Annotated in this window: 16 protein-coding genes and 1 tRNA gene; 5 read left to right on the top strand and 12 right to left on the bottom strand. The window is 64.7% G+C overall.

Translation table 11 applies throughout. From position 1 onward, the window contains the following. Positions 1–55 precede the first annotated feature (55 nt). Positions 56–140: transfer RNA gene (locus C7G41_RS24480), tRNA-Leu, on the bottom strand. A 152-nt stretch (positions 141–292) separates the two neighbouring features. Here C7G41_RS24480 and C7G41_RS24475 point away from each other — a divergent pair. Then, the gene (locus C7G41_RS24475) at positions 293–1,597 is read left to right on the top strand and encodes a multicopper oxidase family protein (protein WP_106944928.1); all 1,305 of its coding nucleotides are present in this window, start codon (positions 293–295) and stop codon (positions 1,595–1,597) included. Between the two features lie 4 nt (positions 1,598–1,601). Here C7G41_RS24475 and C7G41_RS24470 read toward each other — a convergent pair whose 3' ends face one another. Beyond that, a complete protein-coding gene (locus C7G41_RS24470; RefSeq protein ID WP_199198580.1) occupies positions 1,602–3,101 on the bottom strand; it encodes an NAD(P)H-hydrate dehydratase in 1,500 nt (499 codons plus the stop codon). A gap of 381 nt (positions 3,102–3,482) precedes the next feature. Here C7G41_RS24470 and C7G41_RS24465 point away from each other — a divergent pair, with 381 nt between their 5' ends. Then, positions 3,483–3,821 (top strand): P-II family nitrogen regulator, encoded by a 339-nt coding sequence (locus C7G41_RS24465; RefSeq protein WP_007603495.1) that lies wholly within the window; start codon positions 3,483–3,485, stop codon positions 3,819–3,821. Between the two features lie 149 nt (positions 3,822–3,970). Further along, positions 3,971–5,380: a type I glutamate--ammonia ligase gene (gene glnA, locus C7G41_RS24460; protein WP_106944927.1), complete on the top strand. Its 1,410-nt coding sequence runs from the start codon at positions 3,971–3,973 to the stop codon at positions 5,378–5,380. Between the two features lie 110 nt (positions 5,381–5,490). Here glnA and C7G41_RS24455 read toward each other — a convergent pair whose 3' ends face one another. From C7G41_RS24455 to C7G41_RS24445, 3 genes are read right to left on the bottom strand one after another with little or no spacing between them, the layout of a single operon-like run. Beyond that, positions 5,491–5,868 carry a type II toxin-antitoxin system HigA family antitoxin gene (locus C7G41_RS24455; RefSeq protein WP_106944926.1) on the bottom strand — a complete coding sequence of 126 codons (378 nt, stop codon included), beginning with the start codon at positions 5,866–5,868 and terminating at the stop codon, positions 5,491–5,493. A 10-nt stretch (positions 5,869–5,878) separates the two neighbouring features. Next, positions 5,879–6,280, bottom strand: coding sequence for a type II toxin-antitoxin system HigB family toxin (locus tag C7G41_RS24450; protein WP_245446672.1), 402 nt, complete (start codon positions 6,278–6,280; stop codon positions 5,879–5,881). Positions 6,281–6,302: 22 nt separating this feature from the next. Beyond that, positions 6,303–6,566, bottom strand: coding sequence for a tautomerase family protein (locus tag C7G41_RS24445; protein WP_106944924.1), 264 nt, complete (start codon positions 6,564–6,566; stop codon positions 6,303–6,305). A gap of 153 nt (positions 6,567–6,719) precedes the next feature. Between C7G41_RS24445 and C7G41_RS24440 the strand changes: the two genes are divergently transcribed. Next, a complete protein-coding gene (locus C7G41_RS24440) occupies positions 6,720–7,697 on the top strand; it encodes a GlxA family transcriptional regulator (RefSeq protein WP_106944923.1) in 978 nt (325 codons plus the stop codon). Positions 7,698–7,733: 36 nt separating this feature from the next. On the opposite strand, the gene C7G41_RS24435 is transcribed toward C7G41_RS24440, so the two are convergent. From C7G41_RS24435 to C7G41_RS24425, 3 genes are all read right to left on the bottom strand, one after another. Next, the gene (locus C7G41_RS24435) at positions 7,734–8,345 is read right to left on the bottom strand and encodes a hypothetical protein (RefSeq protein WP_106944922.1); all 612 of its coding nucleotides are present in this window, start codon (positions 8,343–8,345) and stop codon (positions 7,734–7,736) included. An 81-nt stretch (positions 8,346–8,426) separates the two neighbouring features. Beyond that, a complete protein-coding gene (locus C7G41_RS24430) occupies positions 8,427–9,200 on the bottom strand; it encodes a gamma-glutamyl-gamma-aminobutyrate hydrolase family protein (protein WP_106944921.1) in 774 nt (257 codons plus the stop codon). A 90-nt stretch (positions 9,201–9,290) separates the two neighbouring features. After that, positions 9,291–9,995, bottom strand: a complete 705-nt coding sequence (locus C7G41_RS24425) for a hypothetical protein (protein ID WP_106944920.1) — start codon at positions 9,993–9,995, stop codon at positions 9,291–9,293. A gap of 132 nt (positions 9,996–10,127) precedes the next feature. Here C7G41_RS24425 and C7G41_RS24420 point away from each other — a divergent pair, with 132 nt between their 5' ends. Further along, complete coding sequence (locus C7G41_RS24420) at positions 10,128–11,261, top strand: AI-2E family transporter (protein WP_106944919.1); 1,134 nt, start codon at positions 10,128–10,130, stop codon at positions 11,259–11,261. A gap of 6 nt (positions 11,262–11,267) precedes the next feature. Here C7G41_RS24420 and C7G41_RS24415 read toward each other — a convergent pair whose 3' ends face one another. The 4 genes from C7G41_RS24415 to rpsI all read right to left on the bottom strand — a co-directional run bounded on the left by C7G41_RS24415 (position 11,268) and on the right by rpsI (position 13,902). Continuing rightward, positions 11,268–11,564, bottom strand: a complete 297-nt coding sequence (locus C7G41_RS24415; protein ID WP_106944918.1) for an antibiotic biosynthesis monooxygenase — start codon at positions 11,562–11,564, stop codon at positions 11,268–11,270. Positions 11,565–11,666: 102 nt separating this feature from the next. After that, positions 11,667–11,903 (bottom strand): hypothetical protein, encoded by a 237-nt coding sequence (locus C7G41_RS24410; protein WP_106944917.1) that lies wholly within the window; start codon positions 11,901–11,903, stop codon positions 11,667–11,669. Positions 11,904–11,960: 57 nt separating this feature from the next. Next, positions 11,961–13,193, bottom strand: a complete 1,233-nt coding sequence (locus C7G41_RS24405; RefSeq protein WP_106944916.1) for a diguanylate cyclase — start codon at positions 13,191–13,193, stop codon at positions 11,961–11,963. A 229-nt stretch (positions 13,194–13,422) separates the two neighbouring features. Beyond that, positions 13,423–13,902, bottom strand: a complete 480-nt coding sequence (rpsI, locus tag C7G41_RS24400; protein WP_007603485.1) for a 30S ribosomal protein S9 — start codon at positions 13,900–13,902, stop codon at positions 13,423–13,425. Position 13,903 lies beyond the last annotated feature (1 nt).

Raw genomic sequence — 13,903 nt, 5'->3', positions numbered from 1 at the left:
GACAAACATCCGCGCGGGAGCAGATCGCGTAATCCGTGCAAACGCTGAAAGCGCTTGGTGCGGGCGGAGGGACTCGAACCCCCACAACTTTCGTCACTGGAACCTAAATCCAGCGCGTCTACCAGTTCCGCCACGCCCGCGTAAATTTGCATCAAGACCGGCCGCGATGCCGCGGGCGGCGGGCTTATAGCATGTGCCCGCCTGTTCGCAGCAAAAAAATGGCCCGATAGAGGCAGGCTTCAACTAGGCACGACGGCTGGACTTATCCAGCACGGCGTGGTCCGGATCGGCCATGAAAACGATGATCTCCGACCCGACGAGGCGCGAGGTTTTGGCCGGACTCGGAGCCTCGGCAGCCGGGCTGATGGGGGGCGGCGCGGTCCCGCTCGTGACCGCCCAGCTCGCGCTTCAGGCGAGGCCAGCAGCGCTGGCTCTGAGGCCGGATCAGCCGCCTACACCCGTCTGGGAGCTGGCCGCCGTCAGCCATCTGGGGGATGTCCGTCTCAAGCGTGGCGACCGCTGTGAGGTGGTGTTCCGCAACGGCCTGCCTGTCCCGCTTGCACCAGTCTGGTACGGCCTTGGCGGCCCGGCCGCGGCCGACCCGCTTCGGGGACGCGCCCCGACTGCACCGGATGCGACGGAAACATCAATCATTTCAGTGCCAAACGCGGGAACCCTGCTCGCCGACTTCCGGCTCTTCGAGGACGGCCTGAAGCAGCCTGCGCGCCCGCTTCCGCTCATAGCCGCCGAGACCAACCCGGTCGCCGCCGATCGCGACGTGGTCATCTTGATCGAGGAATGGCGGCTGCGGCCGGATGGGACCGCGCTTGCCCCGGGCCGGGACCCGAAGGACACCTCCCCCCTCTATACAATCAACGGCAGGACTTCATTCGAACTCTCAGCCGCGGCCAATGAGCGGCTCCGGCTGCGCTTTATCAATGGCTCGCAACGTTCTGTTCTGGCGATCAAATTGGAAAGTCACGAGGTCCAGGTGATGGCCCTGGACGGACAGCCGGCCGAGCCGTTCCCGGCCCGCAACGGCGCGCTGGTGCTGGCCCCCGGCGGACGTGCCGACACGCTTGTGGATACGGCCACATCGGCCGCATTCCTGCTGCATGACGGCAAGGAGGCGCGCCAGGTCGGCCGCCTGACGGTCTCCGGCAAGCTTGAGCGGCGTGCGCCGCTGTTGCCACCACAGCCGCTCCCTTCGAATGACCTACCCGACCGCCTCGATCTGAGAGGCGCCCTGCGGTTCGATGTCGCGCTCGGGGCAGCCGACGCCGGGTGGATACGGCCCGCAAACTTCTCGACGTCCTCCGCCCCCGCCTTTCGCACCAAGGCCGGCCGCACGGTCGTGCTGGCGCTCAAGAACCCCGCACCCGTCGCCACCGCCTTCCACCTCCACGGCCACCATTTCCGCCTGCTCGACAAGCTCGACGACGGCTGGAAGCCCTATTGGCTCGACACACTCGCGGTTGAACCCGGCCAGACCCAGCGCATCGCATTCGCTGCGGCCTCTCCCGGACGATGGCTGATCGAATCCGTCGTAACCGATTGGGCCGCACCGCGGCTGGTGCGCTGGTACGCGGTGGAGTGAGGGCTCAGTAATCCACTCCGAGCGCATGATAGATCCGCCGGTGCACGGCTGGCAGCGTCTCGGTGAGATCCTCCGCGATGAGGCCCGGCCCCGCCTCGCTCCCCGCTTCGCCATGCATCCACACGGCGATGCTGGCGGCTTCGAATGCCGGCACACCTTGCGCCAGCAGCCCTGCGACGATGCCGGCCAGCACGTCGCCGGCGCCCGCGGTGGCGAGCCAGGGCGGTGCGTTGGCGGCGATGGTGGCGCGGCCGTCGGGCGCGGCGATCGTGGTGTCCGGGCCCTTCAGCAGCACGACGGCGCCGGAACGTTCGGCGGCGGCACGCACGCGTTCGATCTTCGAGCGTCCCGGATATTTATTGCTGAGGTCGGAGAACAGCCGTGGGAACTCGCCCTCGTGCGGCGTCAGCACCACCGCCTTGTCCTGCGACGTCTTGATCGATTCGAACAGGCGCTCGGGATTCGCGGCAAAGCTCGTCAGCGCATCCGCGTCGAGCACCAGATGCCGCTGCGCGTTGAGCGCCGTGTGGACGAGATCGCAGGTGCGCTCGCCGACGCCGGCGCCGGGGCCGATGATGCAGGTGTTGTAACGCTTGTCGCCGAGCAGCTCGCCGAACTCGATCGCGGTATCGACGGGGCGAACCATCACCGCGGTAAGCGCAGCCGCATTGATCGCGAGCGCATCACGCGGCGTGGCCAAAGTCACCAGGCCCGCGCCGGCGCGTAGTGCCCCGCGCGCGGCGAGCCGCGCCGCACCGGTCGCCGCCACATCGCCCGAGACCGCCAGCACATGGCCTCGCGCGTATTTGTGGCCGTCGATGTGCGGCACCGGAAAGGCCGCGCCCCAGAAGTCCGGATCGTTCTCAAAAATCCGCGGCGCGATCTCGTCCAGCACCTGCGCGTCGATGCCGATGTCGGCGACACGGACGTGGCCGCAATGCATGCGCCCCGGCAGCAGCAGATGCGCCGGCTTCTTGCGGAAGAAGGTGACGGTCTCGGTGGCGTTCACCGCCAAGCCCAGCACGGCCGCGCTGGTGCCGTTGATGCCGCTCGGCAGGTCGACCGCGAGTACTTGCGCACCGTTGGCGTTGATCGCCTCGATCATCTCACGCGCCTCGCCATCGACGGGACGGCTGAGGCCCGCGCCGAACAGCGCATCGATGATCAGCGCCGGCCGCCCGATCGCCTGCGGGTTGAAGGGAAGCAGCGGGTGCTTCCAGCCCCGCGCGGCCGAGGCCGCATCGCCCTGGAGCTGGTCGCGCTCGCACATCAGGATCACCGAGACCTCGCGGCCCTGGGCGGCGAGCTCGGCGGCTGCGACAAAACCGTCACCGCCATTGTTGCCCGGGCCGGCCACGATCAGGATCGGCCCCTCCTCCACCAGCGCGTTGGCGGCCTCCGCGACCGCCTGGCCGGCGCTGAGCATCAGCTTGAAGCCGGGGGTGCCTGCCGCAATGCTGAGCTGGTCGGCGCGCTGCATTTCGGCGTTGGTCAGAACTTCCATGCCACTTCCCTGTCCAAAAGCCTTTTCAAGAGGCACGTTCCGCACCGGGCCATCCGACGGAACAGTGATTTGCACAGATATTGAACCGTTTGCCTATTTCGTAGTCTGCGGTATTTTAGGCGGGTCGGCGCCACCTATCAGAGCTGCACGTTAAAAGGCTGATAACGCTCCAATAATCAGGGCATTTGCAACTTGGCATAGACCCTGCTTTCGCGGAAGCCGCTTCGGTTCGTCGTGCTCACTGGCATTTATCAGGGTGTGGCCGGCCGTTGTTGCCGGACAGGTCAGGGATCCCGGCATAGCGAAGACAAGATCGTGCGTTAAGAAAAGCGCATCCTGACGAAGACGTTGCTATTTGTTCGAAAGGCCGGGAGGCGCGCAGTGAAGAAAATCGAAGCCATCATCAAGCCATTCAAGCTCGACGAGGTGAAGGAAGCGCTTCAGGAAGTCGGCCTTCAGGGCATCACCGTCACCGAAGCCAAGGGCTTTGGCCGCCAGAAGGGTCACGCCGAGCTGTACCGCGGCGCAGAATACATCGTCGACTTCCTGCCCAAGGTGAAGATCGAGATCGTCATCGGCGACGATCTGGTCGAGCGCGCCATCGACGCAATCCGCCGCGCCGCGCAAACCGGGCGCATCGGCGACGGCAAGATCTTCGTCTCCAACATCGAAGAGGCGATCCGCATCCGAACCGGCGAATCCGGGCTGGACGCTATCTGAGCCGGGTGCTATCCCGCATTTTGCGACATTCTGACAAGAAATAGGCTGCTTCGGCGGCCTCATTTTGTTTGTGCCTCGCGCGCCTCAAGAAGCGTGAACACGGTCGCTTGAAGCTTGGAAACCGACCCGCAGAGCCAAAAGGGGTATGCATGAAGACCGCCAAAGACGTCCTGAAATCGATCAAGGACAACGACGTCAAATACGTCGACCTGCGCTTCACCGATCCGCGCGGCAAGTGGCAGCACGTCACCTTCGACATCAGCATGATCGATGAAGATATTTTCGCCGAAGGAACGATGTTCGACGGCTCCTCGATCGCCGGCTGGAAGGCGATCAACGAGTCCGACATGTGTCTGATGCCCGATCCGGTGACCGCGACGATCGATCCGTTCTTCGCCGAGACCACCATGGTCATCACCTGCGACGTGCTCGAGCCGACCACCGGCGAGCCCTACAACCGCGATCCCCGCGGCATCGCCAAGAAGGCCGAGGCGATGGTGAAGTCGATGGGCGTTGGCGACACCGTGTACGTCGGTCCCGAAGCCGAGTTCTTCGTGTTCGACGACGTGCGCTTCTCCGCCAACCCCTACAGCACCGGCTTCCGTCTCGACTCCTCGGAGCTACCGACCAACTCCGACACCGAATACGAAGGCGGCAATCTCGGCCATCGTGTCCGTACCAAGGGCGGCTACTTCCCGGTGCCGCCGCAGGACTCCGTGCAGGACATGCGCTCGGAGATGCTCGGCGCCATGGCCAAGATGGGCGTCAAGGTCGAGAAGCACCATCACGAAGTCGCCTCCGCCCAGCACGAGCTCGGCATGAAGTTCGACACGCTGACGCTGATGGCCGACCACATGCAGATCTACAAATACTGCATCCACCAGGTCGCCCACATCTACGGCAAGACCGCCACCTTCATGCCGAAGCCGGTGTTCGGCGACAACGGCTCGGGCATGCACGTGCACCAGTCGATCTGGAAGGACGGCAAGCCGGTGTTCGCCGGCAACAAATACGCCGACCTGTCGGAGACCTGCCTCCACTACATCGGCGGCATCATCAAGCACGCCAAGGCGATCAACGCCTTCACCAACCCGTCGACCAACTCCTACAAGCGTCTGGTCCCGGGCTATGAGGCGCCCGTGCTGCTCGCCTATTCCGCGCGCAACCGCTCGGCCTCCTGCCGCATCCCCTACACCGCTTCGCCGAAGGCCAAGCGTGTCGAGGTGCGCTTCCCCGATCCGCTCGCCAATCCCTATCTCGGCTTCGCCGCGATGCTGATGGCGGGCCTCGACGGCATCAAGAACAAGATCGATCCGGGTCCGGCGATGGACAAGGACCTCTACGATCTGCCGAAGGAAGAGCTGAAGCAGATTCCGACGGTGTGCGGCAGCTTGCGCGAGGCGCTGGAAAACCTCGACAAGGACCGCGGCTTCCTCAAGAACGGCGGCGTGTTCGACGACGACTTCATCGACGCTTATATCGAGCTGAAGATGACCGAAGTCGCCCGCTTCGAGATGACCCCGCACCCCGTCGAGTTCGAAATGTACTATTCGGGCTAAGCAGGCTCGAACTTAATGCGACAAGCAAAAGGCGCTTCCGAAAGGAGGCGCCTTTTCGTATTAGCAGGTCGTTCGATGCATCGGTTTTTCCGCGAACCCGCCCCCGCAGGCTAAGCGGCTTTCAGACGATACGGCTTGACCAGCAATTCGGCAGGCACTTTCCACGCCTCGCTGATCCGAAAGATCATTTCGACCGTCAGCGCGCGTCTTCTGTTCAAAATCTCGGAAGCACGCGAGCGCGATCCCAATAGCTCCGCGAGTTCTGCTTGAGTGTGTCCGCCCTCGTCGATCAGATAGTTCAGCATATCGATCGGGTCGAGACGCGACACATCGATCGGCCAATGTGAGGTCTCGTACTTCTCGACGAGCGTTGCAAGAATATCGAGCTTGTCGCCATCATCAGTCCCGGGCTCCGCCCCCCAGAGCCGTTCGATTTCAGCGACAGCAGCATCGTAGTCCGCCTCTGTCCGAATGGGATGGATCTCCATGGTTCTTCCCTCAGTACATCGCAACCGTCAACGCATCGATCTTGTCGTATTCTGCATGCGTACCGATGAATTTGATGAACGCAATCTGGTGCTTGAACGCGAAGGCCACGATCAGGCGAAAATTGCCGCCTGCGATTTCAAAACGCGCCCGCTCGCCGTTCAGAACGACCACACCTGGTACTGTCGTCTGGATCTCATTCATCGAAGCCCATCCGGCGGCCCTGACGAGCTTGACCCATCGGACGATCGCGGGCTTCGCTTTGGGGTTTGCCGCGGCGAATTTAGCCAGCGTGGATTGTTTGATGATCCTCACGAAATGATATTCCCATATTGGGAACATCGCGTCAAGACCGCGCCCGCGGCCGATGACGCGGCTAGCAAGACGAAGTCTATGCAGCTTTAAGACCCGCATGGACTTCGCCTCACCCTCTCGACTACGCCTTTGACGTCGCGATCCGCACCCCATCCGTCCCGATCGCGCCGAACGTGCCGGCTATGATCTCCGGCGTCGGCTGCATGCCGCCGAGCGACCAATGCGAGGGCTCCTGCTCCTCGATCCTGACCCAGACGTTGCGGCGGAATTCCGGGTTGCCCTGCCCTTCGACCTCGACCAGGAGGTCGGTGACGCGCTCGAGCAGTGCTTTTTTCTGCGCGACATCCAGGATGCCGCGAACGGTGGAAATGGTGACGTAAGGCATGTCTCTCTCCAATCAGGTCGTGTGACGACGGTTGAGAGATTGAACCGGACCTGCCGGAGACGGCAGTGGCGGATAAGACAGAGATCGGGCAATTTCCGCCATGGCGCCCGCGCGCCGATCGGCTAGGATCGCCGTGTCCTGTCTGGAGGTCCCATGAAGCTCGCAATATTGGCGATGGAAGGCTGCATGCATTCGGCGATCTCGGGCGTCGCCGACATCCTGTCGCTCGCCAACCACGTGATGCAGCAGAGCGGCGCCAAACCCGGCTTCGCCTGGCATACGCTTTCGCTCGATGGCAACGCCGTGCGCGCCGGCGGCGGCCAGATGGTCGCGGTCGACGGCGCCATTGGCAAACGCGGTCGCTTTGACGCGATCCTCGTCCCGGGCAATCTCGTCTATCACGTCACGGCCGAGCGTCTGCAGCCGCAATATGCCCGGGCCGGCGCCTGGCTGCGGCAGCAGCACGCGAACGGACGGCTGATCGGCGCGTTCTGCAGCGGCGTGTTCCTGCTGGCCGGCGCCGGCCTGCTCGACAACCGCCGCGCCACCATCACCTGGTGGCTGCAAAGCGAGCTGCGGCAGCGTCATCCCGCCATCGACCTCGCTGCCGACGCTGTCATCACCACCGCGGACCGCATCGTCTGCGCGGCCGGACCGATGTCGTGGGTCGACCTCCTGCTCAGGCTGATCGAGATGGTCGACGGCAAGGAGATCGCAAAACTATGCGCGGACTACGTCGTCATCGACACCGCGCAGCGCACCCAATCGATCTTCATGCCCGTCGGCTATCTGCTCTCGCAGGACCCGCTGCTGACCCAGGCGGACCTGCTGGTGCGACGCACCGGAAAGCGTCCGATGACGGTCAAGCGCCTCGCCGACGCGCTCGGCCTCAGCGAGCGCACGCTGAACCGGAAGTTTCAGGAGCTCACCCGCGAGCCGCCTCAGGCCTTCATCATGCGTCGCCGCGTCGAGCACGCCCGCACGCTGCTGGAGACGACGATGCAGCCGGTCAAGACCATTGCGCGCGCGGCCGGCTACGAGGACGAGAGCAGCTTTCGCAAGGCGTTCCGCAAGCTCACCCTGATGTCGCCGCAGGCCTATCGCGCGCGACGGATGGAGCGGGCGGCATAACGGGCTGGAACGCCGCTCTCGCCATTCCCCGCGGCTTCACTTGTCCGGAAAGTTCACCCCGATCTCCGTCACCACCGGCGCCCATTTCACCAGCGTCGCGTTGTCGGATGCCGCCTTCACGCCGTCACCCATCAGCGATTTGGGCGCACCGGCATTCTTGCCGAAGCGGATCGTGACGGTGCAGCCGCCTTGCAGTGGACGGCCGAGTGCGCCGCCCTTCCAGTCGGTGACGAAGCCGCCATAGTCCCATTCGAAGCCGCTGACCAGGAACGGCTTGCCATTGGCCTTCTGCACGTCGGCGAGGCTCGATCCGATCGTGACGCCATTGACGCTCCAGAGACTGGTCTTGCCGGCGTCGCGCAAAGTCAAACCGGAGGCGCGCATGGCCTTGTCGTCGGTGAAGGCGACCTCGATGCGGCGGTCCTTCGCCTTCGGGAACAGCACGAGGCCCCGGTATTTTTCGCCTTCGGCGCCCGGCAGGTCCTGCACCACGGCATCCTTGCCGAAGCGCTGTTTCAGGCTTCGCTCGGTATCATCAGGCGCAATCGGCGAAGCGCAGGTGATCGGGCCTTCCTGCGGCGGGGAAGATTGGGCGAATGCGGGGGACGCGAGCAGGATGAGGGTCGTGGTGGCGACGGTGCGTATCATCGGGATGCAGTTTCCAATTTCGAAAGCGAACTGGACGGTGCGGCGAGGGCGCGCCCTACGTCCTCTCACCTGCGCGGCCGCCTATGCCGCCGCCTTCTGCCGCGCGACCATCGCTTCACCAAAGGCCTCGAACAGTTTCCGGTTGATCGGATTGTGCTGCGGGTCGTATTCGGCGTGCCATTGCACCCCGAGCGCAAAGGCCTTGGCGTCGGCGATGCGGATCGCCTCGATGGTGCCGTCCTCGGCAATGCCCTCGATCAGCACGCGCTTGCCGGGATCGAGGATGCCCTGGCCGTGCAGCGAATTGACCCTGATCTTGTCACAGCCGAGCAATTCGGCGAACGCGCCGCCCGGCGTCAGATCGACGTCGTGACGATCGGCGAACACCACTGTCGGATCGGGATGGATCTCACCGTTCTCGAGCCTCGGCATGCGATGGTTCATGCGGCCCGGGATTTCGCGGATCTCGGGATGCAGCGAGCCGCCGAAGGCGACGTTCATCTCCTGGAGGCCCCGGCAGATGCCGAACAGCGGGATACCGCGGGCAACGCAGGCGACCGAGAGCGCCAGCGCGACCTCGTCGCGGTGGATGTCGTAGGGCTCGTGCCTTTCGCAGGGATCGACGTTGAAGCGAGTCGGATGCACGTTGGCGCGGGCGCCGGTGAGCACGATGCCGTCGACGGTATCGAGCAGCGCGCCGATATCGGTGATGTCGGGCGAGCCCGCGAACATCACCGGCAGGCCGCCGGAAACCTCGGCCACGGCGCGCAGATTACGTTCGCCGACCATCTGGACCTGAAATCGATTTTCAACGCGATGGGCGTTCCCGATCACGCCGACGACCGGCTTTCTCATCTCCCGTTCAGACCTCTCGCCGAAGAAGATTCTCCGAACATGCCCCTGGGATGGAACAAATTCAACAGAAGGGTACGCGGGACGGCAATGCTATTTTCGCGCAAATGCCTCCCGGGCCTCGATCGCGCCGCCGAGGGGCAGGCCGGCGGCCTTCAGCGCGGTCGCCGCCGCGTCGCCCGGCGCGGCCAGCCAGGGCAGTTTCGTCTCGATTCCGCGCGTCACGGACTCCCCGAGCACGCCACCGAAATCAATCGGCCAGAGCCCGTTGGGCACCATTTCGGCGGTAAGGCCACGGAGTGCATAGCCGTCGCCCAGGACCGCCTCCGCATGGTCGCCGGCGACAAGGCGCGCGGTCGCAGGGTCGCGGGCATCGCCAAAGCTCACGAGCACGGGCACTAGGTCCCCCTGCACCGCGACGACGCCGGTCTGCCGATTGAGCTCGTTGAACGAGACGCGGTTGCCGCGCGCGGCGCCATAAGCGCGGAGCGCGACATAGTTGATGTCGTCGAGATCGAGCTTCGCGCCCTGCTGATGCGCGAGCAATGCCACCACATTCTTTCCCCGGCCGAGGTCGACGAACACAGCCTCGCCGCGCATCGTGGTGCGGCCGCCCCGGCTGTAGCCGCGATCGGGCACGACGGACAGAATGCCCGACCTGGTCCTGATCCCGTCAGGCGTCGTCACCTCGACCGCGAGGCGATATTTGTGACCGGGCCGGTTGATCCGGATCTGGTCGCCTATCACGAGCACGGCCAGAAGGCCGAGCAGACCGGCCCACTTGCTGATGAAACTCAAGCGCCCACACCTTTCTTTCCTCATCGCTCTGCACCGTTCACGCGGCAGCGTCAAACCATCGCCTTGACGCGGTCTTGATCCGGATCGCGTTTGTCGAAAGAGTACGGCGCACCGCGCTGAAAAGGACCCGATGTGACCATTCCCGCAGATGAACGGCCCCGGACCCGCACCGATCTGGCCTGGGCGATCTCGGTCGGGGGCATTGGAATCGTGCTGTTCACGGCAATGCTGGTCTTCACCTGGTATTTTGCCGCCACCCTGCTCCTGATCTTCACCGGAATGCTGCTCGGCGTCGGTCTCAACGCGCTGACCAACGCGCTCGGCCGCCGCGTGCACCTGCCCCACGCGGTCCGGCTCGCGATCGTCTGTGCCGCGCTGGCCGTGATGCTTGCGGGCGTTGCCTATCTCGGCGGCGCCACCATTGCCGAGCAGGCCTCGCTGCTGAGCAAGACGATCAAATCGCAGATCACCAACGTCCGGTCCTTCCTCGAAAGCCATGGGATCGACACCAGCTTCTTCGATCTCGGCAACGCCGCACCCGCAGCCTCCACCGATGCGACGCCGGCGCCGGCGCCGAACTCGGGCTCGCACGGCGGATTGCCGGGCGCGGGCGCGTTGGCCTCGAGCGGCGGGGCGATCGTGAGCCAGACCTTCAAGCTGCTGCTAGGCACCATCAGCGCGGTCGGCAACATCTTCATCGTGCTGTTCCTGGGGCTCGCCTTCGCCGCCCAGCCCGCCGTCTATCATGACGGCCTGTTGTTTCTCGCGCCGGCCAGGCATCGCGCCCGCATCACCCTCATCATCGACGGCATCGGCGAGACGCTGGAGCGCTGGCTGATCGCGCAGATCGTCGTGATGCTTGCGGTCGGCGTGGTGACCTGGATCGGGCTCGTCGTGATCGGCATCCCCGGCTCGTTCATCCTGGGGATCCAGGCAGGCCTGCTCGCCTTCATCCCGACCGTCGGCGCCATCATCGCCGGCGTCGTGGTCGTGCTGGCGAGCCTCGCCTCGGGATGGATTCCGGCGCTGTCGGCCTTTCTCCTCTTCATGGGCGTGCACGCCATGGAGAGCTATGTGCTGACGCCGATCCTTCAGCGGCAGGCACTGGACATTCCGCCGGCCACGCTGTTCGCGTTCCAGATCCTGCTCGGCGTCGTGTTCGGAATCTGGGGCCTGGCGCTGGCGCTGCCGCTTGTCGCCATCGCCAAGGTCGTGATCGACCATTTCAAGACGTATGAAGCGCCGCCTCTGGCAGAGGCAGCCTGAGCCGCCTCAGGTGGTGAGCACGGTTTCGGTGTGCTCTACCTCGGGGGGTGCCGCAAAATACTGGCCGACGAGGCCGCGCCATTCGGTGAAATTCTCGGAGCCGCGGAAATCGACGGTATGGCTCTCGAGCGTCTCCCACTTCACCATCAGACGATAGCGCTGCGGCTTCTCGATCGACTTGTGCAGCTCGAAACCATGAAAGCCCTTGGAGCGGCCGAAAGCGGCCCTGGCCTTGGTGACGGCGGCCTCAAAGTCCTTCTCGCTGCCCGGCTTGACGTCGATTTGCGCGATCTCGGTGATCATCTGTTTCCACCCATTTTTGTTCGATCGGCGTGTCTACCGCAGCCCGCGACAAAGAAAAAGGCGCCGAAACGGCGCCCTGCCCGGTCCAAAAATGCAGATCACTCAGGCGAGCAGCAAAACGGTGCCCGCCACCATGAGCGCACAACCGGCGAATAGAGCGAGCGACCAGTAATTGCGGCCTTGCGTGTAGCGCCCCTGGGCACGGCGTTCGGTAATCAGCGCGCTCTCGTATTCGTCCGCGGTCGAGAACAGGCACGCGAAGCCGCCGCGTGCCGAAGTCGCCGCGGCTTCGAGCGACATCAAGGCGGTCTGCGGGTTCTGTCGACGGATCGATTCCATGCCCGCAATGGTAGGGATCGAATGGTAAACAGGGGATTACCGCGAGGCCTCCTTTGCCTAGGCGGTCGCCGTCTGCGCCTTGGACTGCGTGTTGGACCCGCCGATCCGCGCGGCGCTCTGGCGGCGCCAGTTCTCCAGCGACAGCGGCAGCTCCTCCGCCGCCTCGACGCGGTTACGGCCGCCGCGCTTGGCCTGGTAAAGCGCGGTGTCGGCCGAGGCGAGCAACACTTCGAGCTCGGTGCCGGCCGGACCGCCCGCGACGCCGATGCTGACGGTGGTGTCGACGGGCCCCTCATCGACGACGACGCCGGAGGTCTCGAAGGCCTCGCGCACGCGCTCGGCGACCAGCACGCCCTCCTCGAGCGAACACGGCAGGAGGGCCGCGAACTCCTCGCCGCCGATGCGACCCGACATGTCGCTGATGCGCAGATTGCTGACCACGACGGTCGAGAACAATTTCAGCATCTCGTCGCCGGCGGGATGGCCGAAGCGGTCGTTGATCGACTTGAAATGATCGATGTCGAAGATCATCACCGTCACGGGACGGCCGGCCTTGGCCTCGCGCTCGATCACGCGTCCGCAGGCTTCCGAGAAGCCGCGGCGGTTGAGCATGCCGGTCAGCGGATCGGTGGACGCGGCGGTCCGGTGCGCGGTGACGGTGCGCTCGGACACCAGCATGAAGATCACGAACACGGTGCCGACGGCATAAAGCACGAGCTCGACCGCGAACACGGTGACCCAGATGCTGGTGGAGAAGCCGGCATCGTTCGGGCGCAGGAAGCTGCCGAGCAGGATCGGCAGCATCAAGACGCAGCCGTGCATCACCGGGACAACGAAGGCCGGCCAGCGCCGTTGCAGGCTCTTGCGCCGCTCGACCCAGAGCTCGCTCGCGGTCAGCGCCGCATAGACCGAGACGATGCCGGCGCCGACGATCATGCGCAGCATGGACGCGGTGGGATCGAGCAGCGTCGCTGCAGCGGCCCAGGCGAGCGCGCCGACCAGGAGGCCCGGCCAGTTCGGCTTGCGGCCGTGGAAGACGCGCGCCGCATTCCACACCATGCCGCAGGCGACGAAGCCGACCGCGTTCAGCGCAAGGTAAAGATGCGGGCCCAGTCTGTCGCCGGCCGCCGTCCAGAGCGCCACCGACGCGGCGCCGAGCAGATAGGCGGTGCCCCACCATTTCAGCGCAGGGCTGTTCTCCTGCCTTCCGAAAAACACCATCATGGCGCCGAGCAGTGCGGCGACCATGGTGGCGACCAAATAGAGCGTGATGCTATCGAGCGACATCATGTCGGCCCCCTTCTAGACATAGCAGTTACGCGACCGGCTCAGCCGATTTGCGCGCCCTTCCAAATGCGACGCTATGTCTCGCGGGTTCCATTCAGGTTTTCATGCGGGCCCAAGTTTTCAGGAAACACGCCATCAATTTGCATACAAACGAACAGCAAAAAGGGCGCTGAAATCAGCGCCCTTTTGCATCTCATTGAAGCCGCTTTCGCGGCGAATGCGACCGAAGCGATTAACGCTTCGAGAACTGGAAGGACCGGCGGGCCTTGGCCTTGCCGTACTTCTTACGCTCGACCACGCGGGAGTCGCGGGTGAGGAAGCCACCCTTCTTGAGCACGGTGCGCAGCTCCGGCTCGAAATAGGTCAGCGCCTTGGAGATGCCGTGACGGACGGCACCGGCCTGGCCGGACAGACCGCCGCCGGCGACGGTGCAGATCACGTCATACTGGCCGGACCGCGCGGCCACGGAGAACGGCTGCTCGATCATCATGCGCAGCACGGGACGAGCGAAATAGACCTCGACCTCGCGCGCGTTGACCGTGACCTTGCCGGCGCCCGGCTTGATCCAGACGCGGGCGACCGCGTCCTTGCGCTTGCCGGTGGCGTAGGCGCGGTTGAACTTGTCGACCTTCTTCTCGTGCTTGGGCGCGTCGGGCGCGGCCGCCGTCTTGAGCTGCGAGAGCTGGTCGAGCGACTGGATGGATTCGGCCATG

Source organism: Bradyrhizobium sp. MOS002, from assembly GCF_003020115.1.
GTDB lineage: Bacteria > Pseudomonadota > Alphaproteobacteria > Rhizobiales > Xanthobacteraceae > Bradyrhizobium.
This window is presented reverse-complemented; position numbering and strand designations above follow the sequence as displayed.

What these genes read in the sequence shown, in the direction of transcription:
- rpsI (WP_007603485.1), bottom strand. Translation starts at nt 13,902, where the DNA reads ATGGCCGAATCCATCCAGTCGCTCGACCAGCTCTCGCAGCTCAAGACG.
- C7G41_RS24445 (WP_106944924.1), bottom strand. Translation starts at nt 6,566, where the DNA reads ATGCCTTACGTCACCATTTCCACCGTTCGCGGCATCCTGGATGTCGCG.
- C7G41_RS24435 (WP_106944922.1), bottom strand. Translation starts at nt 8,345, where the DNA reads ATGATACGCACCGTCGCCACCACGACCCTCATCCTGCTCGCGTCCCCC.
- C7G41_RS24410 (WP_106944917.1), bottom strand. Translation starts at nt 11,903, where the DNA reads ATGGAATCGATCCGTCGACAGAACCCGCAGACCGCCTTGATGTCGCTC.
- C7G41_RS24450 (WP_245446672.1), bottom strand. Translation starts at nt 6,280, where the DNA reads ATGCGGGTCTTAAAGCTGCATAGACTTCGTCTTGCTAGCCGCGTCATC.
- C7G41_RS24455 (WP_106944926.1), bottom strand. Translation starts at nt 5,868, where the DNA reads ATGGAGATCCATCCCATTCGGACAGAGGCGGACTACGATGCTGCTGTC.
- glnA (WP_106944927.1), top strand. Translation starts at nt 3,971, where the DNA reads ATGAAGACCGCCAAAGACGTCCTGAAATCGATCAAGGACAACGACGTC.
- C7G41_RS24440 (WP_106944923.1), top strand. Translation starts at nt 6,720, where the DNA reads ATGAAGCTCGCAATATTGGCGATGGAAGGCTGCATGCATTCGGCGATC.
- C7G41_RS24470 (WP_199198580.1), bottom strand. Translation starts at nt 3,101, where the DNA reads ATGGAAGTTCTGACCAACGCCGAAATGCAGCGCGCCGACCAGCTCAGC.
- C7G41_RS24405 (WP_106944916.1), bottom strand. Translation starts at nt 13,193, where the DNA reads ATGATGTCGCTCGATAGCATCACGCTCTATTTGGTCGCCACCATGGTC.
- C7G41_RS24415 (WP_106944918.1), bottom strand. Translation starts at nt 11,564, where the DNA reads ATGATCACCGAGATCGCGCAAATCGACGTCAAGCCGGGCAGCGAGAAG.
- C7G41_RS24430 (WP_106944921.1), bottom strand. Translation starts at nt 9,200, where the DNA reads ATGAGAAAGCCGGTCGTCGGCGTGATCGGGAACGCCCATCGCGTTGAA.
- C7G41_RS24475 (WP_106944928.1), top strand. Translation starts at nt 293, where the DNA reads ATGAAAACGATGATCTCCGACCCGACGAGGCGCGAGGTTTTGGCCGGA.